The sequence below is a fragment of the Endozoicomonas sp. G2_1 genome (genome assembly GCF_017744155.1).
Lineage (GTDB): Bacteria > Pseudomonadota > Gammaproteobacteria > Enterobacterales > Alteromonadaceae > JAGHQT01.
Map to the genome: position 1 here is coordinate 33,584 of NZ_JAGHQT010000001.1, position 24,291 is coordinate 57,874.

The following is a 24,291-nucleotide window of genomic DNA, read 5'->3' on the forward strand; positions in this document are numbered from 1 at the left end:
TTAACAAGCGCTAATATAGCTTTACGCTATAGAGGAGAGACAAAATGATCTACATAATTCGCTTACTACAACACACCATGAGCCTAGTTTTTGTCGGTTTTGCCATTTTATTGATGCTTGCACCATTGTTTTTAGAACTTAGCATCACGCAAATGTTTATTTATTGGCCACTGATGTTGATATCAGCCTCAGTAACCTACTTATTCGCCGACCATCAAATGAATAAAAGTTTACAGCACCAATTACAAAACCAAACTAGTAATGCTAGCACCAATAAATTCAAGCTTGCTGCGTATTGTCCGTTGTCATGTCAACGATAACACTCGCAGACAGCACTCGTAGAAAACTCTCGCAGAAAATAAGAGTCTGCGAACGCTTGCGCGAAATCAGCAGCTTGCGTTCGCATCTGAACGGGGAATCAGTATAATGTCGCTTTTTAACAGCAAAGCTAGGTACCATGTCAGATTACTCTCAACGCTTCGGTGGCATTCAACGTTTATACGGCAGTCAAGGCGCTGAAATAATTAAAGCCGCTCATTTTTGTGTTATCGGTATCGGTGGCGTTGGTTCTTGGGCGGCTGAGTCACTGGCCAGAACAGGCGTTGGCGAAATCACCCTAATAGATCTCGACGATATTTGTACGACTAACACTAATCGACAAATCCATGCCCTAACCTCGACCGTTGGCGAAAGCAAAGTTGAAGTTATGGCCGAACGAATTAACGCGATTAATCCTGATTGTCGCGTCAATGCCATTGAAGATTTTGTTACTGAAGACAATTTAGCTGATTTGCTCACTAAGCACTTTAGCTATGTGATTGACGCCATTGATTCGGTCAATATCAAAACCATGCTAATCGCCCACTGCAAGCGGCAAAAAATTCCATTAGTGACTATAGGTGGTGCTGGTGGGCAAATTGATCCAACACAAATCCAAATTAGTGATCTGAGCCAAACCTATCAAGATCCACTGTTGGCGAAAGTGCGAAATCAACTCAGAAGAGACTATAACTTCCCAAAAGACACTGAGAAAAAAGCCAGTAAGCGCAAGTTTGCCATTGATGCTGTGTTTTCAACGGAACAATTGGTCTATCCAAATCAAGACGGCGAAGTTTGCCACGCTAAGCAACAAGCAGACGGCAGTATGCGTTTAGACTGCAACAATGGCTTTGGCGCGGTCACTCATGTCACCGCATCATTTGCGTTTTTCGCGGTTAGCCGCGCCATTAGTAAACTGATTAAAAAGCAAAGTAAACAACAATCTTAGTACTAAATCCAAGTGTGTAGGTACTCGAGTACTCAGTTAGCTATGCAGAATAGTTATCGAGCTGCTGATAAGCGATAGATTTAATTCGTTCAACTATCGCTTTGACACCATTACCTCGTGACGGGCTCAAGTGGTTAATCAAGCCCAATTCAGTAAAATACTGCTCAATATCAAACTCAACAATTTCACTGGCGGTTTTTCCTTGATACGCCGCCAATACCACCACCATTAAACCGCGGACAACTTTAGCATCGCTATCACCGATAAAGCTGATGCAATAATTATCACTGAGTTGATAATCGAGCCATGCATCACTCTCACAGCCAGTAATTAAACTCTCTGCACGTCGATGTTCTTTAGGCAAACGCTCTAATAACTTACTCAAGAGCATAATAGTGCGGTGTTTACCGTCCCAACCTTTACTATTGGCAAACAGATTTTCAATTTCACTGACTGACTTAGCCGGTGTCAGTGCTTGCTCTGTTTGCATGGAACTATTGGTTGCTAACACAGGTTCACCCTCGAGGGTTTGCCCGATAAGTTTTGCCAAACAAACAACCAAATAATCAACTTCCTCTGTGGTATTGTATGGTGCCAGAGACACACGCAAACAACCGTCGAGCTGTAAATATTCCATAAGAGGCATAGCACAGTGGTGGCCACTGCGAATGGCAATATTGAAACTATCTAAGCCAGCGGCAATATCTTGGTGATGATGGCCGGTAATAACAAAGCTAAACAAAGGAATATCTGGTTGCACTTGAACGACAAAGCTCAGTCCCGGCACTTGCGCCAGCGCATTGTATGTATACTCAGTCAAATACTGCTCGTAAGCTAATAACTGTTGCTGATCAATTTGACTGAGAAAACTCAGCGCCTGTGCAAAGCCGATGGCACCTGAAATATTCGGCGTGCCCGATTCAAACTTGTGGGGCAAATCGTTAAAAGTAGTACCGGAAAAGCTCACTTTTTTGATCATCTCACCACCAGCTTGATACGGTCTCATTTGAGCAAGATGCTCATACTTGCCGTACAGCACACCAATACCGGTTGGACCATAAACTTTGTGACCAGAAAAGACATAAAAATCACAGTCCAGTGCTTGTAAATCAATACGTTGGTGAGCGGCTGCCTGCGCACCATCAACCAGCGTTAGCGCGCCAACAGATTTTGCTCGTGTAATCAGTTCAGTTAACGGGTTGTATTTACCAATAACATTAGAAATGTGATTAACCGCAACAAGCTTACAACTGGCGGTAATGACATCGTCTAATACCTTGATATCAATCTGCCCTTGAGCATTTAGTGGCAATACTTTGATGGTCGCACCGGTTTGCTCAGCGACAATTTGCCACGGGACAATATTGGCGTGATGTTCAGCATAAGAAACGACAATCTCATCCCCTGCCTGTAATCTTGTTGCCGCCCACGAATAAGCAACTAAATTAATCGCTTCAGTTGCACCTTTTGTCCAAATGATTTCTTCTAGGCGTTTGGCATTAACAAAACTTCTGACCTGTTCTCTTGCAGCTTCAAAGTTTTGCGTCGCGCGCTGACTAAGTTGATGAGCACCGCGATGAACATTGGCATTACTGAATTGATAAAAGTTGCTAACCGCATCGATCACTGCTTTAGGTTTCTGGGTGGTGGCAGCATTGTCAAAATAAACGATTTTGCCGTTATTATTTACTTCATCACTCGTTGCTGCTGACGAGTGAAGCACTGGAAAAACCTTTGAAAATTGTTGGTTGAAACGATCAAACATAAAGCAAATTAATATCGCAATATCATCAAGATGACACAATTATATCGTACATTAGCCACAAAATAGACTGTCTCATTACAGTTTTGGCTAGAAAATCTATAGCTTTACTCGCTAAATTTGAATTTTCGACTATGCTTTTGACACTTGGAATATCAGGATCATCAAGATGACGCTTTACTCGTGGTTCGACCAAAACAACAATAAACAAGCTAGCAAGGTCGCTACAAACAACAATGAAAATAAACTGAACAGCGATATCTGGCCAATCGCCAAAACTCGCTCTAGTTTAGAAACAGGTAAGGTTAAACCCGTTGGCACGCAAATGATTATATTTGAAGCGCCAACGACGCCAATAATATTGAAACACAAGAACGCTTAGTTCATTCAATGGCAGCAGTTGTTTGTGGTAGCGGCTGCCTTTAGCAATAGTGTGTATTGAATTACACTCTGGCTGTTACCTATCACCTAGTAATCTCCAGCTAACACCTTTGCTTTGCGCTTATCATCGAGTTCAAGTTGTGCCGCGCGCCTCAACCAATCCTTTGCCTGCTCGATATCATTTTGCCAAAACGACTCCAATGCTAGGTTGTAGTGGAAGCTTGGCATTAAATATTTGCTAGGTTGTAATGCTTTTATTTTTAAGTATGTCTGTGGAAAGTCCAGTTCGAAAAAGCGCAGTTGATTAAAGTCGTGAATAGGCTTGAACGCTTGCACATCAGGATTTGCATCACAGCTTTCCGCGCGAAACAGTCCAACTTTACCGCGATGTGTGTCGGGTGTTCCCAAGTACCAGCGATGACCTATTTTCCGCCAAATAGGTGTGTTGTCATCAATTAACTTACCCCAAGGCAGCTTGGCAAGTATCCCAATGCGTTGCTGACGGCGCTCGGCTATCGAAAAGTTTGCTGATGTCTGCTCTGACGCCCGCGATGAAACAACTAATTCATCAACGGGCCAAGTTACCAAGTTGTAAACTTGTGACTGCTGGGTATGTTCTGGTCGACATAACTTGTGTCCGGCTCTTAATTGGTATTCATCACCAAAACCGAGTAGGTGGCTCAGCTCATGAGCAAAAACTTGTGTATTATCTTCAAGTGCTAGGTGCAGGCTACCGTAGTGAACATTAGCGCCGCCATCTGAGTGAACAAATGCCAAATAACGGCTTTCTATGTTAGGCGTAATTTCACTAAGTGCTAATAGGTTACAATTGATGGCACTGCCCTGCTTTGTCTGACAATCAAAATATTTGGGTGGCAAATACCTTGGCGTTTCAAAGCAAACTTGCTCAGCAAGCGGGTGTGATTGGAACTGTTCAATCAGCTGTTCTGCGTGTTGCAAACCTGCTAATGTCGCTGACAAAAACTGAATGCTGTTAGAACATAATACGCGATTAGCTCGTGCTAGCTTGCTCGATGAAATTACTTGTTCGGGCAAAGTTTGATACCAGAGGTTAAACACTTGGTATCGTTCGAGTAAGGCATGATGTGCTTTGCCTTTATCACTTAACTCAAGTAAGTGCTGGTATTGTGAAAGTTCATCGGCCCGCCCTAAGCCCATTGCCAAATCAAAGGCCATTAATAATGCTGATTGGTTAACATCGGCAATTTCTAATAACAACTCGAAAGCGCTAGTCGATTGATTCTGGCTCAAATAAAAACTTGCCGCCCGCAGATATAAACGCTGCTTGAACGCTCCGTATTGCTGCTGAGGCAAGTGTCTCTGCAACCAATACTGAGATATCACCAATGCAAGCGCGTGCTGATACCATTTGCTTGCCTGTCTAATCGCATCAACGTTGGCCAACTCAGATAAGGAGTCAGGTTTATGCTGATAGTACTCAGCAAGCGCTAATGCTTCTGTGGGGTCTGTTTGCGCCAACGTTCGAGTGTACATTAACCATGCGGCACTATCATGTGGCTGCCGACTGCGCTTTTGACGAATGGCTCTGGTGTGTTGCTGTTGGTAAGCATAGTCAAACAATCGTTCATCGGGTGATGACAATGCAGAAAAATAATCTTGAAAAGAAAATGAGCTTGTCGATAGCAATATCGACAAGCTCATAATAATGATAATTAACAAAGACTTTTTCATTTTATCGTCTTTTATTTTCGCCTTTTGTTAGCGCGTTTATCGGCCTAACAAAGCGCTTCTAAATGCAACTAAGTGCAACAAGCACTTGACTCAATACTAACGCTTTATCTCTATATCAGTGCTAGCTTGCTTTAACATATCAAGTTCTACACGCGCGTAACGAAATTCAACGTATTCATAAACGTTAGTCGCCAGAGATAGCTTAAAGTAGTTCTCAGCAATTTTACTGTTGCCCAACTGTTTATTGAACTTGCCGAGATAAAAATAAGCTTCACACAGACGCATAGTCAATTCTCGGTTTGAGCTAACATTATCAGCTAAAGCATTAATAAACTGTGTTTGTGACAACTCGCCTAAATAAAGCTTAACTATGTTTTTAGCCCAATTATCGTCGCCAATAAGTTCTGCTCTTTTGGCTAAGTTAGCCACCGCCTGTTCAGCGTTAACTTCTCGCTCGGCAAAATAAAGCCACAATAAACGAAATGGGTCGTTGGCCTGATACTGGTAGAAGGTGGTTAAATCATCAACAGCTAACTTAGCTCGGTCACCGTACATCAGAGCGATACCGCGATTGAAATAAGCAAATTCGTGCTCTGGTTCAAGTTCAATTGCTGAATCAAACTTTTCGTAAGCTTCCGAAAATTGTTGTAACTGGGTTAATTGAATTCCTAAAAAGTTATACGCATCAGCCAAGTCATTTTTTAACCGCAAGGCTCTGTTAAAGTCTTGTCGTGCTAGGTTGTATAAACCGACGTTGTCATAGCTTAAACCGCGTTTGTAAAAAAGCTCTGCACGTTGCTCTTGGGTTAATTCTGCTCTGAGCAAAGCGTCAGATAAACGGGCAATGACAACCTCATCTTTAAAATCAACCGGTAATGGCTCAGCAATAATTAAACCGTTCATTGCCGAACGAGGAACATCAGTTGATAAGCTGGCACAACCTTGTAAAACAGCAAATAATGCTACGCCAGTAAATTTCACTATAGATTTCACGGAAAGTCTCACTCAAAAACAGAAAATGGTGTTCGCTCATTAATACTCAACACTTGAGGTAAATGATACGACAACTCTTGTTCAGCACAGTTGAAAATTGGAAAATATCTTTCAATATTATTCTGTTAAAACATAAAAAGGAGCTATACGCTCCTTTTTATCAGTGCTCATGTGCTAGCAGTCCAACTTAACACATATCGCTATTGATACTCAATCCATACCTTAGTGCTTAGCTAACATAATTGCCCCTAATAATAAGGTAATAGATGTCAACTAAGCGCTACGGATGAGTTACTCAGCCGCTGGTTCTTCAGCTTTTGCTTCAGCTGGTTTTTCAACCGCTTCTTTCATGCTTAAACGAACACGGCCTTGACGGTCAATCTCAAGTACTTTAACAGTCACTTCTTGACCTTCACTTAAGACATCAGAAACGGCGTTAACACGCTCTTCTGAGATTTGTGAAATATGTACTAAACCGTCTTTACCAGGTAATACATTAACAAAAGCACCAAAGTCTACGATGCGAACAACTTTACCGGTGTAAAGTTTACCTACTTCAATTTCAGCGGTTAATGCTTCAATGCGAGCAATGGCATCTTTTGCTTGGTTGCCGTCTGTAGCAGCAATCTTAACAGTACCGTCGTCTTCAATTTCGATAGTGGTGCCTGTTTCTTCAGTAAGCTGGCGAATAGTTGCACCACCTTTACCGATAACTTCGCGAATCTTGTCTGCAGCAATTTTCATGGTGTGAATGCGCGGCGCAAATTCAGAGATGTCTTCACGGTGAGCGTTAATCGCTTGATCCATCACACCTAAGATGTGGATACGCGCTGCTTTTGCTTGGTTTAACGCAATTTGCATGATCTCTTTAGTGATACCTTCAATCTTGATATCCATTTGCAATGCAGTGATACCACCATTAGTACCGGCAACTTTAAAGTCCATGTCACCTAAGTGATCTTCATCACCTAAGATGTCAGAAAGAACAACAAAGTCGTCGCCTTCTTTTACTAGACCCATCGCGATACCAGCAACAGAATCTTTAATCGGTACACCGGCATCCATTAGTGCTAATGACGTACCACATACTGATGCCATTGAGCTTGAACCGTTTGATTCAGTGATTTCAGATACTACGCGAACTGCATACGGGAACTCTTCAACTGAAGGCATAACCGCCATAATACCGCGCTTAGCAAGACGACCGTGACCGATTTCACGACGCTTAGGTGAACCGACAAAACCAGTTTCACCAACACAGTACGGAGGGAAGTTGTAGTGCAACATAAAGTTGTCAGTCTTCTCACCTAAAATAGTTTCTACGCGTTGTGCGTCGCGCTGCGTGCCTAATGTCGCTGTTACTAATGCTTGTGTTTCACCGCGAGTAAATACCGCACTACCGTGAGTACGCGGTAATACGCCAGTCATAACGTCTAATGCACGAACCATTTCTGGATCACGACCGTCGATACGCGGAGAACCTTGAGTGATACGACCGCGCACAACTTTCTTCTCTAAGTCGTGTAGCAAGTCTTTTGCTTCACCTTCGTCAAGCTCTTCACCTTCAGCTAAGGCTTCGTTTAATTGTGCTAAAACAGCTGATTTGATTTCACCCACTTTTTCGTAACGCTTAGCTTTTTCAGTAATTTGATAAGCTTCGTTGAATTGTTCAGTGGCTAATTCTGCAATTTTGTCAGCAAGCGCAACGTTTTTCTCTGGCGCAGCCCATTCCCAAGCAGGAGTATTTACTTCAGCAGCAAACTCGTTAATCGCTTTAATAGCGGTTTGCATTTGCTCGTGACCGTATACAACAGCGCCTAGCATCACTTCTTCAGATAACACGTCAGCTTCTGACTCAACCATTAATACCGCTGATTCAGTACCTGAAACAACAAGGTCTAATTGGCTGGTTGCCAGCTCAGATTGAAGTGGGTTAAGTACGTACTTGCCGTCAGTATAACCAACGCGCGCAGCACCTACTGGACCGCTGAATGGAATACCAGAAATCGCTAATGCAGCAGAAGTACCAAGTAATGAGATAATATCTGGTGCAATTTCAGGGTTAGCTGAAACTACAGTGATAATAACTTGTACTTCGTTGGTGAAACCTTCTGGGAATAACGGACGAATTGGACGGTCGATTAAACGAGCTGTTAGCGTTTCTTCTTCAGAAGGACGGCCTTCGCGCTTGAAGAAACCACCAGGGATTTTACCCGCTGCGTACGTTTTTTCTTGGTAGTTAACCGTTAATGGGAAAAAGTCTTGGCCTGGGACCGCTTCTTTTTTACCAACAACAGATACTAAAACGCTAGTATCGTCCATGCTTGCCATAACAGCAGCAGTCGCTTGACGAGCAATAGCACCAGTTTCTAAGGTGATTTTATGCTGGCCAAATTCAAAAGTTTTAGTGATTGGATTCAACACTATTTGTGTTCCTTATAATTGTTAAGACCTCAACCAATCTGTACAATTTTTTATTCTCTTATTACGCCGCGTCCACTGTTGAACTTAATGGCAAATTAAACAAAACAAAAAATTATACAGTTTGGATTGCTTCAGTCTTAGATGAAAAATTCAGTCAATTTGCTTCTGTTATCCGGTGCGATGAATTACCTAATTAAACAGCCCGTTCAAACAAATACAAATTTGCTCGACATTATACTGAGACATTTTACTTTTGCTAGCCCCGACTCTGTTAATTTTGCCTTAACTAGCTTGATTGATATCAATAATTGAGCAACTGTCCTTTTCATTTGTCTAGCAATGTTGTTATGCTTCTGTTTGAAAAATATAAGCACATAAAATAACAATTAAAAACAACTTAATACGAAGCGCAAAAGGAATTGGCGAACTGTTCACAGTTCCTTTTGTCGATTACAACATTGAGAAACAGGGATTCTTTTGTGAATAGCAATCAACTGAACAAAAATCTACTACTTTGGCTATCGGTAACAGGGCTTATCGCAGCCACCATTTTCGCCGCAATAACCATTTCAATTACCAAAGAAAAAGCAATTGAAGAAATTCAAACTCATAGTGGCGAGCTTATCCAACGCACAGCGCAAATGTTTATGGTCTCAACGGTGAAATTTAATCAAGAATTCACCAACACCAATGATGAGCAAGAAAAACTTAAAATACTGGCGGACTGGCGCAGAACAATCACTGCGGTCGATCAGGCCGTAACACACGACTTTGGTGATAAACTCAGCCGTGTTCGACTGATTGCTGATGCCAATAAGCTCGGTCTTGCGCCTTTGGGTGGTTCTGATACACAAGCAACCACTGACTTTGAATATCAGGCCTTAGATTACTTTGTTAGTGGCAATCGCAAACCTTTAGTCGAGCAAAACGATGCCATGTATAAAATTGCGGTACCACTGACCAGTGATATGCACCCCGGCTGTGCTAACTGTCATGGTATTTCTCCGTCTGATTCAGTACTACTTGGCGGCTTAGCCGTAACACGTGATATTAGCAATCAGCTCGCTGAAGCAAGAACCCATGGTTTATTCTTAACCGCTGTTGTAGTCAGCATTGTGTTTATCGTGGTCGTACTTGTGTATACCCTGCTTTACCGCAACGTTTCATCGCCACTACAAAAGCTCACCAACAACACGCAGCGTTTATCAGAGCAGATTGAGACAGGTAATTTCGACCGTATTGATACCAACGACAGTCAAGAGTACAAATTTGAACTCGCTAAGCTTGCCGATGGTTTTAAACTGTTAGCGCAGCAGCTCAAGTCGACGATGACAACCATCAGTCACGGCTCTAACCAGTTATCGACGCTGGCCAATAGTACTGCGGAGATTGCCGAACACAGTCAACGAGGTATCAACAACAACCAAACTATGTTAGCGACGGTAGGTGAAGAGATGAGCCAACTCGAACAAGCTGGTTTAGAGATTTCTGAGCAAGCCATTAAAACTTCAGAAACAACTCAGTCTATGCTCAACTCAGTTAGGCGCGGCCAAGGTGAAATTAAACAGGTTACCGAAACAATTCACGCCCTTACCCAAGATGTCACCAACGCCAATGTCGTTATCGAACGACTTGACCAAAGAAGCGACAGCATTGGCGGCATTGTTAGCACCATTGATGGAATTGCTGAACAAACCAACTTACTGGCATTAAACGCTGCAATTGAAGCGGCTCGCGCAGGTGAACAAGGTCGTGGGTTTGCCGTAGTAGCAGACGAAGTGCGCCAACTTGCAAAACGAACGCAAGAAGCGACTAGTGAAATCAATCAGCTCGTCCAAAACTTGCAAACTGATGCCCAACAAGCCACCAGTGCAATGAACAAAAGCAGTGAGCAAGTAAAAGTGACGGTTAACAACACTGAAGCGGCAGTAGCCACGTTTGAGCAAATCAGTATAGAACTTAATAATTTAAGTGATATGAACAGCTTAATTGCTTCTGCATCTGAACAGCAGATTGTTACGCTTAGCAACTCAGTCAACAGTATTAACCAATTACTCAACAATAGCACAGTGTTACTGAGCAATATTAATCAGACTGCAAGTGAAAGCGACCAACTCAAGCAGCTTGCTGCCCAGCTAGACGATTTAATTAATCAGCGTTCGTAATAGCACATAAAAACCTTCCTGCTAGCTCTGTGCTAGCTAAACAAATAAAAAGGCTAGTAGCATTTGCTACTAGCCTTTTTTATCAACCTGCCCCCTGGCTAAAAATGAGAGGTCAGCTAGCATTAGAACTTGTACTCAAGTCCTGCATAGTAGTATGCGCCATTAAAACCAAATGGCGCTGAGCGTCTTGAATAAGTGAAAACACCCGGGCTGCTAACAACGACATTGCCGTTGGCATCGACGATAGTACCTGTGCGTGAATTACCAATTTCATTTTCATCTGGGTAAACATCAAACAGGTTGTTACTACCAACATTAAACGATAAGTTGTCGTTTACTTGATAATGAACGCGTAAATCCGTTAACACCTCAGCACCGTAGGTTTGACGGCCACCGTCAGTGACTGTGTACTCTCCATAACGGTTAAACGCCAAATTAATGGTAAAGTCACCAATGCGGTATAAACCACTTAAACTAATGCGATCTTCCGGCTGCCATTCTTCAATAATTGAAATGTCTTGCTCAGAAAACACTTGGTTGGCAGCAATACCATCAAGTGCACTACCCGCTGGCGTAAACAATTCAACAACATCCGTTTCAGTAAAGTTAGCAGCAAAGGTTAAATCTAAATCACCACCAAGCAGCTCAGTATTCCAAGTTGCGATAATATCAACACCTTCTGTTTCAGTATCAGCACCGTTTAAGAAAAACTGGGCAGCACCGGCACCAGAAGATCTTAGGGCTGAATCAAGAGCCGTTGATAAGCCAGTACCTAAGCGATTACTGATAACAATGCGATCATCAATATCAATGGTGTAGTAATCGATGGTGATATTGATGTTGTCGGCAGCTTGAATAACGGTACCAAAACTAAAGTTAGTTGATTCTTCTTCTTTTAACTGAGGAATACCAACAGCTTGTGCTAAAACGCTGTCATTTCTGAAAGTACCAACCTGAATTGCAATTTGGTCGCCCGCAGGATCGTCAGGATTAGTAACAAACTGAGTGCTAATATTGTTGAAAAACAATTGCTGCATCGACGGTGCGCGGAAACCAGTACTCACTGCGCTGCGTAAGGCAAAATTATCCGTTACCGACCAGTTACCTGCTAACTTAAAGCTGGTGTTATCGCCAAAACCATCGTAGTCATCGTAACGCAATGCACCACTTAAAATGATGTTATCGCTAAGTTCAGTTTCCGCATCGATATAGAAAGAAATAACATCGCGAGTTTCATCAACTTCAGACACCGGTGCAATACCACCAAAGCCCTGAGTGCCCGCACTTCTATCGGCGTCAAACAGACTAACGCCATTTTCAGTATCGTAGTCGCGGTAAGAATATTCGTCACCCGGGCGAATGCGGTATTCATCCGTTCTGATTTCAGCCCCCATTGCCAGTGAGAAGGTATCAAACGCTTTAGTGTAATCGAGGTTTAGTGTTTGTAGTGATAACTCTAAGCCATAAGCAAACGCTTCACGTGGTACCCGCGCGCGAATTTCATCAGCAGATAACCCCGAGCCGTTAAAACGCAGTGAGTTAGCAAATGATGAGTTAATGGTATCGCTAGTGACATAGTCGATATTGTTTTCACCATAGGTGTATGACAAATCTAACGAAGCATCGTTGTCAAACTCAACTTTATAGCCAAAGTTATACGAAACATCGCGAATATCAGAGTTTATTTTCGGCAAAAAGCCGGCAGGAATGGTCGCATCACCGTCTTGCAATGGCGCGTTACCACCAGTGTTATTGTTGTGGCGGAAAAAAGCCGCTGATTCATTATCTCTTTTAGAGTAAGTGATAAAACCGTAAAGCTCACCGTCGCCCAGTTCATAACCGGTATTAACCGTTAACGCTAATTGCTGAGAATCAGCATCACCAATTCTAAAGGTAGTGCGCGGTGCCGTTGCCTCACGTGGGTCACCTAATAAAAAGTTGCCATTGGCAAGCTCTGTACAACCGGCAAATTGACATGAGCCGTGCAAGCCTGCGCGATTAGTTGTACCGCGATCGCGAATGTTTAGCGTAGTATTTAGGTAACCGTTTTCCCCTAGTGCAAAGCCTTTTGATAAATCAAAATTAACCGTTTCACCATCACCTTCTGAGTATTGGCCGTAAGACAAAGCAACTTTACCGTCTTCATCACTGTCGTTTAATACAATATTGATAACACCTGCGATAGCGTCTGAACCGTATTGTGCTGCAGCGCCGTCGCGCAGTACTTCAATGCGCTTGATAGAAGCAGCAGGAATGGCATTCATATCAGTACCCGCGGTACCGCGGCCAACTGAAGTATTGATGTGAATTAGACTGGCTTGGTGACGACGTTTGCCGTTAACCAATACCAATGTTTGGTCTGGACCTAAGCCACGTAGTGTTGCAGGGCGCAAGGCGTCGGTACCATCGCTGATTGCAGAAGTAGAAAAGTTAAACGACGGCGCAATAGCTTGTAGCATACGGCCAACTTCTGTCTGACCTGTATTGGCTAATGCTTCCGCCGATAACAAATCAACCGGAACCGGTAAATCATCAGCTGAGCGTCCGGCAACGCGGCTACCGACTACCGATATTTTTTCTACTTGATCTTCTTGAATAGTACTTTGATTTTCTTGAGCTAACGCAGTTTGATTTGACGCTCCCAACAAGAGTGGGATGATAGTGGCAATTGCTGTTTTTTTATTATTCATTGCATTTTTTCCATTGTGTTTCTTGGGTTTAATGCTCAGCTGGCCAGAATCGTGAACAACAGCGACTAAATCAGTATTGAGCAATAACTTTCTCAAGCCCAACTCAACTGAATAATAGCCTTCAAGTTTATTAGCAACGTGCAGCTTAGTAACACCAAATGAAAACAAAATGGTTTTATTAGCTTGTTGCCCAAACTCAATTAACGCTTTATCCGCTCGCTGTTGCTCTATGTTGAAATAAATAGGTTCATTGGCTTGGATGCTAAAAGCAGCGAGTCCAGACATGACTACTAGGACTCGCATAGTCATCGTACAACTGCGCAAGCACTTGATACCTAAATAAAACAAACTCTGCCAACCATGCAACATAAATAAACAGCTCAGAATAAAAAATCCTCTATAGACTATCAGAAAATATGAAAATAATTGAAATTTAGCGAATAAAAACGAGTAAACACAATTTGTTGAGAGCCAACAGCTCATATTTTTCAGGAGTTTAAAACGTTAGACAGCACCTGTTCGCTCACAAAATCGAAATTGATTACGCAAAAATTAGAGGCTCACGCGACTATGGTTATTGTTGAGCAGTATCAGCAATATCTTGTTGTTGGCTGTACAAGTTGCCAATAACGTTCTTAACAAATTGAATTATTGAAGGTTTATGGTAATTTAAAGATAAAATCGTAGTCGAATATTGCCAAAGCGTCTACGTAATATACTGTTAGTTTACACAAGGAGCACCCAGTTGCTTGAAAGTATTGCTACTTTATCGGGATTTATAGCGACTATTTGGATTTCAATAGGGGTATACGTCGCTGCTAAGTTTTATCCTAATTATGATCATGCGAATCAATTTTGCAGTGAACTGGGAGCGGCAGGGAGCCCAACGCAAAAAATTTCACCTATTATCAACAATTACCCTTTAGGTGTCATTTTCTGTTTATTTGGTTGGGCGTTAACTCAACTCAATCATTCAAATCAAGCTATAACAATATCAGGTTTACTAATAATTATTCATGGCATAGGAACTTGGATTGCGGGTTACTACCCTATGGATAAAGATCCATATACCAAGTCCCCTACATTAAACTGTAAAATTCACTCTTGGGCTGGTTTCGTAATGTTGTTGTCACTTTTGATAGCACCAATAGTAATCGCGTTTAGTCCCAGCTCTATTTATGTCCCGTTTTGGTTTCGGATTACCTCAGTCGTCACTGTTATTTTAGCAGTCTATTACCTTGTAAAAATGGCTAAAGCGGTTAAAAAGAAAAGGTTAACGGGTTACTATCAGCGCATATCGTATTGGGTTAAATTGCTTTGGCTAAGTGCTTTTTCTCTAATATTGATTCAAGTGTAAATCAACAAACTGTTAGAAGATGAAACTGCACGAACTTAGCTCAGTTTTGCTTCGCTACATATTTTAACCAGAAATTTACTTCTTTCTCAGCAAAGCATTGGCGACAAAATGGAGAAATCTCAAATGCAATATGATGTTAGTAGTCCCTTAGAGTATATGGAGTCTCTTGACATAGACTGGAGAAAAGACAAGTTGCAAGAATTGAGGCAAATGATTCTTCAGCAAGACTCAGCTATTCAGGAGACTATTAGCTACAAAATGCTCTGTTTCACATTAAATGAATCTGTACTGTTTCACTTGAACGCCCAAAAAGGGTACGTAAGTTTGTACTGTGGTGATACCAACAAGATAGATCCAGAGGGAGAACTTTTAAAGGGATTAAGCGTTGGCAAAGGTTGCATCCGTTTTACCAAAACAAAGGATATTTCTACAACCCGCATTAACGAATTTATTAAGCAGGCAGTAATCTTGCTTAAAGAAGGCAAAGATATAGGGTGCTGAACACAGCTAATAAGCCAATTAAATATTCGCTTTAGCTTGGCGTAAGACAATCATACCATTAGATTTTTTTTGGTAATCAATATCAAAATTGTAGCTCAACGACTCCAGTAAACCATTGATGTCACCCGCTTTGAAATAGCCTGATATTTTTAATTCGTTCAACTGGCTATCAATCACGTCAAAGTTAGCATCGTTGTATCGACTCACTTCTTTTAGTACGTCAGATAAAGACTCACCATCAAAAATAAGTTTACCCGTTTGCCAGGCTAAGTCGCGCTCAACTTGCTCTTCGCTGATCTTTTCAACAGGGGTTGGCGCATTGTTTTCAATGACTGCTTTTTCACCAGTTTGTACCAATAACCCCTCAAGGTCGGCTATCGGCAATTGCTGACTGATGTCTTGCAAGGTCTCGGTGATATCAGTCGACTGATTAATCAGTACTTGGCCTTCGGTAACCGTGAGCTCAATATCGCTTTCAGTCGTTTTTTGAATATTAAAAACAGTGCCTAGTGCAGTGAATGATTTGTTACCAACACTAACGACAAAAGGTTTAGACTTGTCTTTGGCAACATCAAAGTTCGCTTCGCCCTGCTCTAGCGTTAACAAACGTTTATCGTTGGCATAACTGATGGTGACAACACTGTTAGTATTGAGTTGTAATACCGAACCATCTGGCAACGAAAACGACGACTGCTCGCCAATTTCAGTACGGTACTTTTGACTTTGCTCTGTACTATTAAATGCAGTCCATAATTGCGTTGGTGTCGCATCAAAAAATACATTCATGCTAACAAGTGAAACTAGCGCAACACTTGCCGCCATCGCCAACGGTAACAAAACTTGTCGTTTAGATTTCGCTTTAGCCAGTGGAAACAAGCTTTTTAATTCTTCGAGTACAGTTAAATCATCCCATAGCGAGGCCATTTTCATTAGCGCTTGCTCATGAGCTTTTGATTCTTTGATCCACGTTTGCAATGCTTGTTTTTCAGCACCTGTAAGTCCTCGATCCATTCTGCTCACCCACAGACTCGCTTGCTCGAGAATATCTTCTTTGCTGTTAAATTGAGAAATCTTTGACATCAATTACAAACTCTACTTGCGTCGCTGACGCGGAAAATTAGCTAAATCGCTATCGAATGCTTTGTCGCTCTTGTCGAATTGTTCCATGTACATGGCGGTATGCAACAAACCTTTGGCAACGTGTTTTTCAACCGTACTTTCGCTTAACCCTAAATACTGACTAATTTCTTTTTGGCTAAGACCATAAACTTTCTTTAAGATAAAACACTTTCTCACCGAACCCGATAACTGATCCGCAGCACGGCAAAAATGAAGAAAGCGCTCTTTGCTCTCAAACTCCTTTTCAAAGCTTTGACTACTTAGATCAACAGGTAGTTCATCAAAATCCTCTATTGATTCACCAAATTTATTATCCCATTTTGCCACATGATTAATCGCCAAGTTTTTCGCCGTTTGTAGCATATAAGTACGCGCGTACTTAATTTCTTTGTGCAAACTGGCTTCGTAGCTTTTAACAAATGTTTCTTGAACGATGTCGTCTAAGTCTTCCTTGTGCACAATGCGACTAATATATCGTTTAATATTAGCGGTATAGCTAACAAAAATGTCTGATATATTATTCTTATGGCTCATTGCTTAAACTCATTTTTCGTTGTTATTTTAACAACAGTGACAACAAGATAACCTTTATTGCCCTGTTTTTTGCAATACCATAACACAAAAAACAAAAAAGGAGCCAGAGGCTCCTTTTGATGCAATTAGGTTTAGTCTTAGCGACGTAGACCTAATTTAGCGATTAAGCTTGAGTAACGCTCAACGTTTTTACGCTTTAAGTAGTCAAGTAACTTACGACGTTGACTAACCATGCGTAAAAGACCACGACGTGAGTGGTGATCGTGGATGTGCTCTTTGAAGTGACCTTGTAAGTGGTTGATTTGTGTAGTTAACAAAGCAACTTGAACTTCTGGAGAACCAGTGTCACCTTCTTTAGTAGCGTATTCAGCAACGATAGCTGCTTTTTGAGAAGCGCTTAAAGACATAATAAAATACCTATATCATTTTAGTGTGTTAAAAATCGCGTCAAGCCGAACACTAAATCAGCAAAACGTTCTGTGTTATCTCTTTAATACCTAGGGCATTAAAGAGCGCGTATTCTAACAGCCAAGGCGATTATTTCAAGTGTTAATCGGTGGCCTGGGGCTAAATATTGTGCGTTAGTCGCCCGCTTTGGCCGAATCTTACAACGACTAAATCACAAAAGAAAAAGGCCGAGTATTGACGATACTCGGCCTCAAGTTTCGTATTCAAATAACCAATCGGTTATTTGACCACGGTCATTTCATCGACAATGTTTTTTGCTCCGTCGATGTGCTCCATCGTCCAAAGCATAAACGGCACACTGGTGTGAATAGCGCGGTTAAAGTTAGGATCGTAATCCCAATCGCCAATAATCGACTCGTAGACACCGTCAAACGCCAAACCGACAAATTCACCTTTGGCATTGAGTGTTGGTGAACCTGAGTTACCACCAGTAATATCAACCGTCGACAAATAGTTTACTGGCACTGACCCCAAACTTTGTCGAGCGTAGCTACCGTAATTTTGAGTTGCGATTGCCGTGCGAATATTGTCAAACAAGTCGAACTCTGCATCACCAGCAACGTACTTAGCCAACATGCCTTCTAGGGTAGTAAATGGCTGTGCCGTTAAACCGTCTTGTGGTGAATAGCCTTTAACATTGCCGTACGTAATGCGCAATGAACTATTGGCGTCAGCGTAAACAGGCTCGCCTTTACTCTTTTTGTAGGCAATCATTGCCGCCATAAAGGCAGGTCTTACTTGAGCAAGCTTGCCGAAAAGCGCTTTGTCTTCTTTTTCCTGAGCAATTAACTGTGGGTACTGCGAAACAGCAAACTTAATATACGGGTCGTCGCTATTTTTAAATGCTTGCACCGGCTTTTTCATCCAAGCTAAGCGAACAGCTTCTTGATCGAGTTCAGTGTTTGCGTGCATGTTATCGAGTTGTTTAGCAAGCTTTTTAGCGTCAAAGCCTTGGTCTAAACCAAAGAATTTGTCAAAGGCAAGATTGCGCTCAGGTGCAGGTAATTGAGCGTATTGGCTAATAAAGTGCATCAAGATCGCCTTATCAACTTCGGCATCATATCGGCGATTCACTCGTTTCATTTTCTGGGTAAAACGGTTCATATCACGCTCTTGATAACCTTGTTCACGCTCGGCGTCTGGCTTGCCATTTTCGTTGGCAAGGTAATATAAGTCTTTCGCGACTCGCATCAGGTTTGTGCGACCAATATACGACAAGATCAAATCTCGGGCTTGGTTTTGTTGGCTAAGCGCAATCAATTGATTTAACTCCACCAATGCCTGACCATATTGTTTTTGACGTTTTTTCGAGGCGTTAATCCAGGTCTGTAGTGCTTTTAACTCTTGTTGCTTACGAGCAAGCATGTTGCCTTTGTTAAAGCTCTCCACCATAGCACCGTAATTTTTAGCATAATTAGCTAAGCCTGCAATTGTACTTTCATACTTAATTCTGGCATCACTGCCCTCTAGCGCGGTATTTTTAATCACGTCAATATACTCTTCGCGATAGCGCTTAGCCGTTGGGTAAACCCAGTTAAACTGGTTCTCAACTTCACTAGCAATGCGGTAACGATTGGTGCGACCTGGGTAACCCAGCACCATAACATAATCGTTTTCTTCAACACCATTGGCATTCACTTTGAGGAACGCTTTAGGTTTAAATGGCACATTGTCTTTTGAGTAATCAGCTGGTTGGCCATCTTTGTTAACATAAGCGCGATAAAATGCCCAATCGCCGGTGTGACGAGGCCACATCCAGTTGTCGGTATCACCGCCAAATTTACCAATACTCGCTGGTGGCGCGTAAACTAAACGGACATCGCGAATCGCAAGCTGCTTAATTAAGATATATTTAAGGCCACCGTGAAAGCTGTAGACTTCGCAGCGATAATCTTGTGATGTTTCACATTCAGCAACCAGCTTTTTCTCATTGTTTTCGATTGCTTCAAAGTATGCTTGCCCTTTAACTGACTCAGGAATTGTCCCTGTGATTAAGTCAGTCACATTGGTTAATGACTCGGTGACATAAACCCGAGAACCTGGCACGGCTTGTAGCTCTTGAGCGTGAGATTGAGCAACAAAGCCTTTTTCCAGTAAATTGTTGGTTTCTGTAGAGTTGTATTGGATAGAGCCATAAGCACAGTGATGATTGGTCACCACCAAACCCTGCTCAGACAAAAACGAAGCAGTACAACCACCTAAACTAATGATGGCGTTCATTGGAAACTGATTTAAGTTTTCCATCTGAGTAGGATCTAACTGCAATCCCGCTTGTTTTAATTTACCGCTAATTTCTTGTAATTGATGAGGTTGCCACATGCCTTCATCAGCAAGTGCGACACCAGAGGTGAATAATGATGCTAAAGCCAGCGCCTTGAACATACGTTTATTTATCATAATCAGGTTTCCATTTGATTTTATTTTTTTATGTAATTTGCAACAAGCATTTCTGTGCTGCCGATTTTTTGTACGCATTATACTGCAGGAAGTACTGCACAAATATTTAACAAAAAGCGAACTAGGTTATGCCACATAGACTAAAGGTTACCCTCAGTGCCGTATAAAAGTAAACCAAGTGTTATCAAGAAGTAATTTTCAGCGCAACATAGTGTGATAATATCACAAAACGAGCTCAAGTGACTTGTTGAAATTGATAATTTTATTAAAGGAAAGTTAAGATAACTGTACACTGCCAAAGTCAGACTAAATTCAATTCAAATCAAAAAAGCCAAGTAGTTGTTCTACTTGGCTTTAAAAAATGGCTGTGTATTTATGGCGCTATGGTTATTGCTGTTGTTCTTTAACCACAATGCGTTTTGGCGCGACTAAGCCATCGTCGTTAATTTCACCAACGCCAATAAATTCGCCGGCGTTAGCTTCGTCGCCGTCAATAAAGATTTGAACGGTCCCGTTAGCAGGTGCATTGGCCGCTTTTACCGGGTTACCATGGCGCAAGTAACTTGCTGACATGGCATCAACTTCGACTTTCGCAATACCCACTAAGGCGGTTTCCATTGGCATTAGCAAAGGATCTAACACTTCAGATGGCGTAATGCCGTCCTCACGAGCCTGCTCAAGTAAAACGTTTAACTGATCTAAGGTCAGCATTTTATCTCGAGGATACTGACCAACAGCCACACGACGCAGCTGGGCAACATGAGCACCACAACCTAACGCTTCACCTAAGTCATCAACGATAGTGCGAATATAGGTACCTTTCGAGCAGTGAATTTCCATCTCAACTTCATCGCCTTCAAAACGCAAAACATCAAGACGAAAAACCGTAATATCACGCGCTTCTCTCGGTACCTCAATACCTTCACGGGCATATTTGTACAGTGGCTGACCTTGGTGCTTCAGGGCTGAATACATTGACGGCACTTGTTTGCTGTCACCGCGAAAATGCTCTAACGCAGACATTAACTGAGCTTCGTCAATATTTACTGGCTTTTCACTCACCACTTCGCCATCGGCATCGCTGGTGGTGGTGCGAATACCGAGCTTAGCCGTGACTTGATAGACCTTATCAGTATCGAGTAAAAACTGAGAAAACTTGGTTGCTTCACCAAAGCAAATTGGCAGCATGCCGGTTGCTAGTGGGTCTAAAGCACCTGTATGACCAGCTTTTTGCGCAAAATAAATGCGCTTAGCTTGCTGCAAGGCATGATTACTCGATAACTCATAAGGCTTATCCAGCAACAAAATACCGTTTATTGGTCGACCCTTTCTGCGCTTTGCCATCGCTTAATTACTCTCCGAGTCGTTATTTTCTGACTCATTGCCTTCTGACTCACTCGCGCGGCGCTGATCTTCAGCCACGGCTTGGTCAACCAGTGACGTCATGCGAACACCTTCAACCATTGATTGGTCGTAGACAAAACGCAGCTCGGGCATAATACGAGCCTTTAAACGCTTAGCTAACAAACCGCGAACAAAGCCCGACGCTTCGTTTAAGATTTCAAGTGATACTTTAACGTCTTCATCTTGATTTAAAAATGTGACAAAGACTTTGGCATAGGCTAAATCGCGGGTAACTTCAACCGCGGAAACCGTCACCATAGACAAACGTGGATCTTTGATTTCACGCTGTAAAATCATTGCCACTTCTTTTTGAATTTGTTGACCAACGCGATCAGTTCGCGCGTAATTTCTGGCCATAAAACACCTCTTTTTTCAGAGAAAAATGGGGGCTAGGCCCCCATTTTATTATTTATAAGCTTTTAAAGATTAAAGCGTACGCTTAACTTCAACCACTTCAAATACTTCGATTTGGTCACCAACTTTCACGTCGTTGTAGTTCTTAACACCAATACCACATTCGGTACCGTTACGAACTTCTTGTACGTCGTCTTTAAAGCGACGCAGTGACTCAAGCTCACCTTCGTAAATAACCACGTTTTCACGTAATACGCGAATTGGGTTGTTACGCTTGATAATACCCTCAGTCACCATACAACCGGCAATTGCGCCAAGCTTAGGTGATTTGAATACATCGCGAACTTCAGCAAGACCAATGATTTCTTGTTTGAACTCAGGCGCAAGTAAACCGCTCATCGCTTGTTTAACTTCGTCGATTAGGTCGTAAATAACGCTGTAGTAACGCAAATCAACGCCTTCTGTTTCAATCACTTTACGCGCAGAAGCATCAGCACGAACGTTAAAACCAACAACAATCGCATTTGACGCCGCAGCAAGTGACGCGTCAGTTTCAGTGATACCACCAACACCTGAGCCGATAATTTTCACTTTTACTTCGTCTGTTGAAAGCTTAACTAAGGCATCTGAGATCGCTTCAAGTGAACCTTGTACGTCAGATTTCAATACCACATTAACTTCAGAAACATCACCATCAGCCATATCAGAGAACATGTTCTCAAGCTTAGCTTTTTGCTGGCGAGCAAGTTTAACGTCGCGGAATTTACCTTGACGATATAAGGCAACTTCACGTGCTTTACGCTCGTCTTTTACAACAGTTGCTTCATCACCTGATTGTGGTACACCACTTAAACCTAAAATCTCAACTGGAATTGATGGGCCAGCAGACTTAATTTGCTTGCCAAGCTCGTCGCGCATGGCGCGAACACGGCCGTATTCCAAACCACAAAGTACGATATCACCTTGGTTTAAAGTACCTTCTTGAACAAGTACTGTTGCCACTGGGCCGCGGCCTTTGTCAAGTTTAGACTCGATAACAACACCGTTTGCCATTTTGTCGACAACCGCTGTTAATTCAAGTACTTCAGCTTGCAATAAGACAGCGTCAAGTAGGTCATCGATACCTAAACCTGATTTAGCTGATACGTGAACGAACTGAGTATCACCACCCCAATCTTCAGGGATAATGTCGTGCTGTGACAATTCAGTTTTAACTCTGTCTGGATCAGCGGTTTCTTTATCCATTTTGTTAACTGCAATAACAATTGGCACATCAGCAGCTTTAGCATGCTGAATTGCTTCAATTGTTTGTGGCATGACACCATCGTCAGCAGCAACAACAATAATAACGATATCGGTTGCTTTAGCACCACGTGAACGCATTGAGGTAAATGCGGCGTGACCTGGAGTATCTAAGAAAGTCACCATACCATGGCCAGTTTCTACGTGATAAGCACCAATGTGCTGAGTAATACCACCTGCTTCGCCAGCAGCTACTTTAGCTTCGCGAATGTAGTCAAGTAATGATGTTTTACCGTGGTCAACGTGACCCATAATGGTCACTACTGGCGCGCGAGTAATCGCTTCACCGGCATCACCGCGATCAGACAATACCGCTTCTTCAAGGGCATTTTCTTTCACCAAGATAACATTGCGCCCCATTTCCTCAGCAACCAGTGCTGCGGTTTCTTGGTCAATGACTTGGTTAATGGTCGCCATAGCGCCCATTTTGAACATCACTTTAACTACTTCCGCGCCTTTAACTGACATTTTATTTGCCAATTCAGCAACAGAAATTGTTTCACCGATGCGAACATCTTGTAGCTTAGTTTCAGCTGGCTTTTGGAAACCGTGCTTTAAGCTTTGCGGTGCAGAAAGCGTTTGCTTACCACGACCACGGCCGCGAGCTTGCTTGTCTTGTTGTCCGCCTTTTTTCTTCTTGCGACGACGACCACTGCTCTCTTCTTGAGAGTCAACAGCATCTTCCGCTTCTTGTGCGTATTTAGAAGAAGTTAAATGAACAACTTCTTGCTCTTTTTTAATACGCTCAGCTTCTTGTTCTTTCCAACGAGCTTCGTTTTCTTCCGCTAAGCGCTTAGCTTCTTCAGCACTGCGCTTGGCTTCTTCTTCAGCTTTTGCAGCAGCTTCTTGCTCTTGTTGCACGCGAATGCGCTCGGCTTCATCAGCTTCTGCTTTTTCTGCAGCCGTTTGCTCTGGTGTTTTTTGCGCTTCAATTTCAGCAGCTTTCGCTTTCGCCGCTTCTTTTGCTTTAGCGTCAGCTTCGGCCTTAGCTTTGCGCTCAGCGTCAGCTTTTGCTTTCGCTTCGGCGTCTGCCTTGGCTTTTGCTTCAGCTTCTGCTTGTAGACGAGCTTCTTCAGCCGCTCGGGCTTCAGCTTCTGCCTGAGCTTTCGCTTCTGCTTCTGCTTGTTGCTGCTCTTCTAAATCGCTTGCTTTTACGTAAGTACGCTTTTTGCGTACTTCAACTTGAACTTGCTTCGCTTTAGAGCCGCTACCTACAGACAAGGTAGTTTTTTTCTTGCGGCTTAAAGTCATCTTACTCGGCTTGGCGGCACTGTCGTCACCGTGCTGTTTCTTCAAGTGCTCAAGCAAGGTTTCTTTTTCTTGCTCAGTCACAGAATCAGACGCTGATTTGGTAATACCTGCGTCAGCTAGTTGGCTAACTAGGCGATCGACCGGTGTTCCGATTTCATTGGCAAGTTGTTCAATTTTTACTTCTGCCATCTAATTATTTCTCCCGGCGA

At 42.5% G+C, this 24,291-nt stretch carries 18 protein-coding genes; 6 read left to right on the top strand and 12 right to left on the bottom strand.

The genetic code is table 11. The features are described from left to right. Positions 1–44 precede the first annotated feature (44 nt). Both J7384_RS00170 and tcdA read left to right on the top strand, forming a co-directional pair. Positions 45–320: a hypothetical protein gene (locus J7384_RS00170; RefSeq protein ID WP_209109973.1), complete on the top strand. Its 276-nt coding sequence runs from the start codon at positions 45–47 to the stop codon at positions 318–320. 137 nt (positions 321–457) lie between these two features. Next, positions 458–1,267: a tRNA cyclic N6-threonylcarbamoyladenosine(37) synthase TcdA gene (tcdA, locus tag J7384_RS00175; RefSeq protein ID WP_209109975.1), complete on the top strand. Its 810-nt coding sequence runs from the start codon at positions 458–460 to the stop codon at positions 1,265–1,267. A gap of 40 nt (positions 1,268–1,307) precedes the next feature. Here the strand turns inward: tcdA and J7384_RS00180 are convergent, their stop codons facing one another. Further along, positions 1,308–2,990 (bottom strand): SufS family cysteine desulfurase, encoded by a 1,683-nt coding sequence (locus J7384_RS00180; RefSeq protein WP_348523828.1) that lies wholly within the window; start codon positions 2,988–2,990, stop codon positions 1,308–1,310. 208 nt (positions 2,991–3,198) lie between these two features. Here J7384_RS00180 and J7384_RS00185 point away from each other — a divergent pair, with 208 nt between their 5' ends. After that, positions 3,199–3,411 (top strand): hypothetical protein, encoded by a 213-nt coding sequence (locus tag J7384_RS00185; RefSeq protein WP_209109984.1) that lies wholly within the window; start codon positions 3,199–3,201, stop codon positions 3,409–3,411. Positions 3,412–3,497: 86 nt separating this feature from the next. On the opposite strand, the gene J7384_RS00190 is transcribed toward J7384_RS00185, so the two are convergent. The 3 genes from J7384_RS00190 to pnp all read right to left on the bottom strand — a co-directional run bounded on the left by J7384_RS00190 (position 3,498) and on the right by pnp (position 8,540). Then, positions 3,498–5,123, bottom strand: coding sequence for a hypothetical protein (locus J7384_RS00190; protein WP_209109986.1), 1,626 nt, complete (start codon positions 5,121–5,123; stop codon positions 3,498–3,500). A 96-nt stretch (positions 5,124–5,219) separates the two neighbouring features. After that, entirely contained in the window at positions 5,220–6,116 is an 897-nt protein-coding gene (nlpI, locus tag J7384_RS00195) for a lipoprotein NlpI (protein WP_209109988.1), read from the bottom strand. 291 nt (positions 6,117–6,407) lie between these two features. Further along, entirely contained in the window at positions 6,408–8,540 is a 2,133-nt protein-coding gene (pnp, locus tag J7384_RS00200; protein WP_348523829.1) for a polyribonucleotide nucleotidyltransferase, read from the bottom strand. Between the two features lie 479 nt (positions 8,541–9,019). On the opposite strand from pnp, the gene J7384_RS19635 reads away from it, so the two are divergent. Then, positions 9,020–10,705, top strand: a complete 1,686-nt coding sequence (locus J7384_RS19635) for a methyl-accepting chemotaxis protein (RefSeq protein ID WP_209109990.1) — start codon at positions 9,020–9,022, stop codon at positions 10,703–10,705. Between the two features lie 122 nt (positions 10,706–10,827). Here the strand turns inward: J7384_RS19635 and J7384_RS00210 are convergent, their stop codons facing one another. Then, positions 10,828–13,680, bottom strand: coding sequence for a TonB-dependent receptor (locus tag J7384_RS00210; RefSeq protein WP_209109992.1), 2,853 nt, complete (start codon positions 13,678–13,680; stop codon positions 10,828–10,830). Between the two features lie 460 nt (positions 13,681–14,140). Between J7384_RS00210 and J7384_RS00215 the strand changes: the two genes are divergently transcribed. Both J7384_RS00215 and J7384_RS00220 read left to right on the top strand, forming a co-directional pair. After that, on the top strand, positions 14,141–14,752 hold the full coding sequence (locus J7384_RS00215; protein ID WP_209109993.1) for a DUF998 domain-containing protein: 612 nt from the start codon (positions 14,141–14,143) through the stop codon (positions 14,750–14,752). A 108-nt stretch (positions 14,753–14,860) separates the two neighbouring features. Continuing rightward, positions 14,861–15,253, top strand: coding sequence for a DUF1801 domain-containing protein (locus tag J7384_RS00220; protein WP_209109995.1), 393 nt, complete (start codon positions 14,861–14,863; stop codon positions 15,251–15,253). An 18-nt stretch (positions 15,254–15,271) separates the two neighbouring features. Here J7384_RS00220 and J7384_RS00225 read toward each other — a convergent pair whose 3' ends face one another. The 7 genes from J7384_RS00225 to infB form a co-directional block, all read right to left on the bottom strand. Continuing rightward, complete coding sequence (locus J7384_RS00225; protein ID WP_209109997.1) at positions 15,272–16,333, bottom strand: FecR domain-containing protein; 1,062 nt, start codon at positions 16,331–16,333, stop codon at positions 15,272–15,274. Positions 16,334–16,345: 12 nt separating this feature from the next. Continuing rightward, the gene (locus J7384_RS00230; protein WP_209109998.1) at positions 16,346–16,906 is read right to left on the bottom strand and encodes a sigma-70 family RNA polymerase sigma factor; all 561 of its coding nucleotides are present in this window, start codon (positions 16,904–16,906) and stop codon (positions 16,346–16,348) included. 137 nt (positions 16,907–17,043) lie between these two features. Then, the gene (gene rpsO / locus J7384_RS00235) at positions 17,044–17,313 is read right to left on the bottom strand and encodes a 30S ribosomal protein S15 (RefSeq protein ID WP_209110000.1); all 270 of its coding nucleotides are present in this window, start codon (positions 17,311–17,313) and stop codon (positions 17,044–17,046) included. A 280-nt stretch (positions 17,314–17,593) separates the two neighbouring features. Beyond that, positions 17,594–19,771, bottom strand: coding sequence for a S46 family peptidase (locus tag J7384_RS00240; protein ID WP_247741553.1), 2,178 nt, complete (start codon positions 19,769–19,771; stop codon positions 17,594–17,596). Between the two features lie 387 nt (positions 19,772–20,158). After that, positions 20,159–21,115 (bottom strand): tRNA pseudouridine(55) synthase TruB, encoded by a 957-nt coding sequence (truB, locus tag J7384_RS00245; RefSeq protein ID WP_209110002.1) that lies wholly within the window; start codon positions 21,113–21,115, stop codon positions 20,159–20,161. A 3-nt stretch (positions 21,116–21,118) separates the two neighbouring features. Then, positions 21,119–21,532: a 30S ribosome-binding factor RbfA gene (gene rbfA / locus J7384_RS00250; protein WP_209110004.1), complete on the bottom strand. Its 414-nt coding sequence runs from the start codon at positions 21,530–21,532 to the stop codon at positions 21,119–21,121. Positions 21,533–21,601: 69 nt separating this feature from the next. Beyond that, positions 21,602–24,271, bottom strand: a complete 2,670-nt coding sequence (gene infB / locus J7384_RS00255) for a translation initiation factor IF-2 (protein WP_209110006.1) — start codon at positions 24,269–24,271, stop codon at positions 21,602–21,604. Between the last annotated feature and the right edge of the window lie 20 nt (positions 24,272–24,291).

What these genes read in the sequence shown, in the direction of transcription:
- rpsO (WP_209110000.1), bottom strand. Translation starts at nt 17,313, where the DNA reads ATGTCTTTAAGCGCTTCTCAAAAAGCAGCTATCGTTGCTGAATACGCT.
- J7384_RS00170 (WP_209109973.1), top strand. Translation starts at nt 45, where the DNA reads ATGATCTACATAATTCGCTTACTACAACACACCATGAGCCTAGTTTTT.
- J7384_RS00190 (WP_209109986.1), bottom strand. Translation starts at nt 5,123, where the DNA reads ATGAAAAAGTCTTTGTTAATTATCATTATTATGAGCTTGTCGATATTG.
- J7384_RS00225 (WP_209109997.1), bottom strand. Translation starts at nt 16,333, where the DNA reads ATGTCAAAGATTTCTCAATTTAACAGCAAAGAAGATATTCTCGAGCAA.
- tcdA (WP_209109975.1), top strand. Translation starts at nt 458, where the DNA reads ATGTCAGATTACTCTCAACGCTTCGGTGGCATTCAACGTTTATACGGC.
- truB (WP_209110002.1), bottom strand. Translation starts at nt 21,115, where the DNA reads ATGGCAAAGCGCAGAAAGGGTCGACCAATAAACGGTATTTTGTTGCTG.
- rbfA (WP_209110004.1), bottom strand. Translation starts at nt 21,532, where the DNA reads ATGGCCAGAAATTACGCGCGAACTGATCGCGTTGGTCAACAAATTCAA.
- J7384_RS00220 (WP_209109995.1), top strand. Translation starts at nt 14,861, where the DNA reads ATGGAGAAATCTCAAATGCAATATGATGTTAGTAGTCCCTTAGAGTAT.
- J7384_RS00230 (WP_209109998.1), bottom strand. Translation starts at nt 16,906, where the DNA reads ATGAGCCATAAGAATAATATATCAGACATTTTTGTTAGCTATACCGCT.
- J7384_RS00185 (WP_209109984.1), top strand. Translation starts at nt 3,199, where the DNA reads ATGACGCTTTACTCGTGGTTCGACCAAAACAACAATAAACAAGCTAGC.
- infB (WP_209110006.1), bottom strand. Translation starts at nt 24,271, where the DNA reads ATGGCAGAAGTAAAAATTGAACAACTTGCCAATGAAATCGGAACACCG.
- J7384_RS00240 (WP_247741553.1), bottom strand. Translation starts at nt 19,771, where the DNA reads ATGATAAATAAACGTATGTTCAAGGCGCTGGCTTTAGCATCATTATTC.
- J7384_RS00210 (WP_209109992.1), bottom strand. Translation starts at nt 13,680, where the DNA reads ATGTCTGGACTCGCTGCTTTTAGCATCCAAGCCAATGAACCTATTTAT.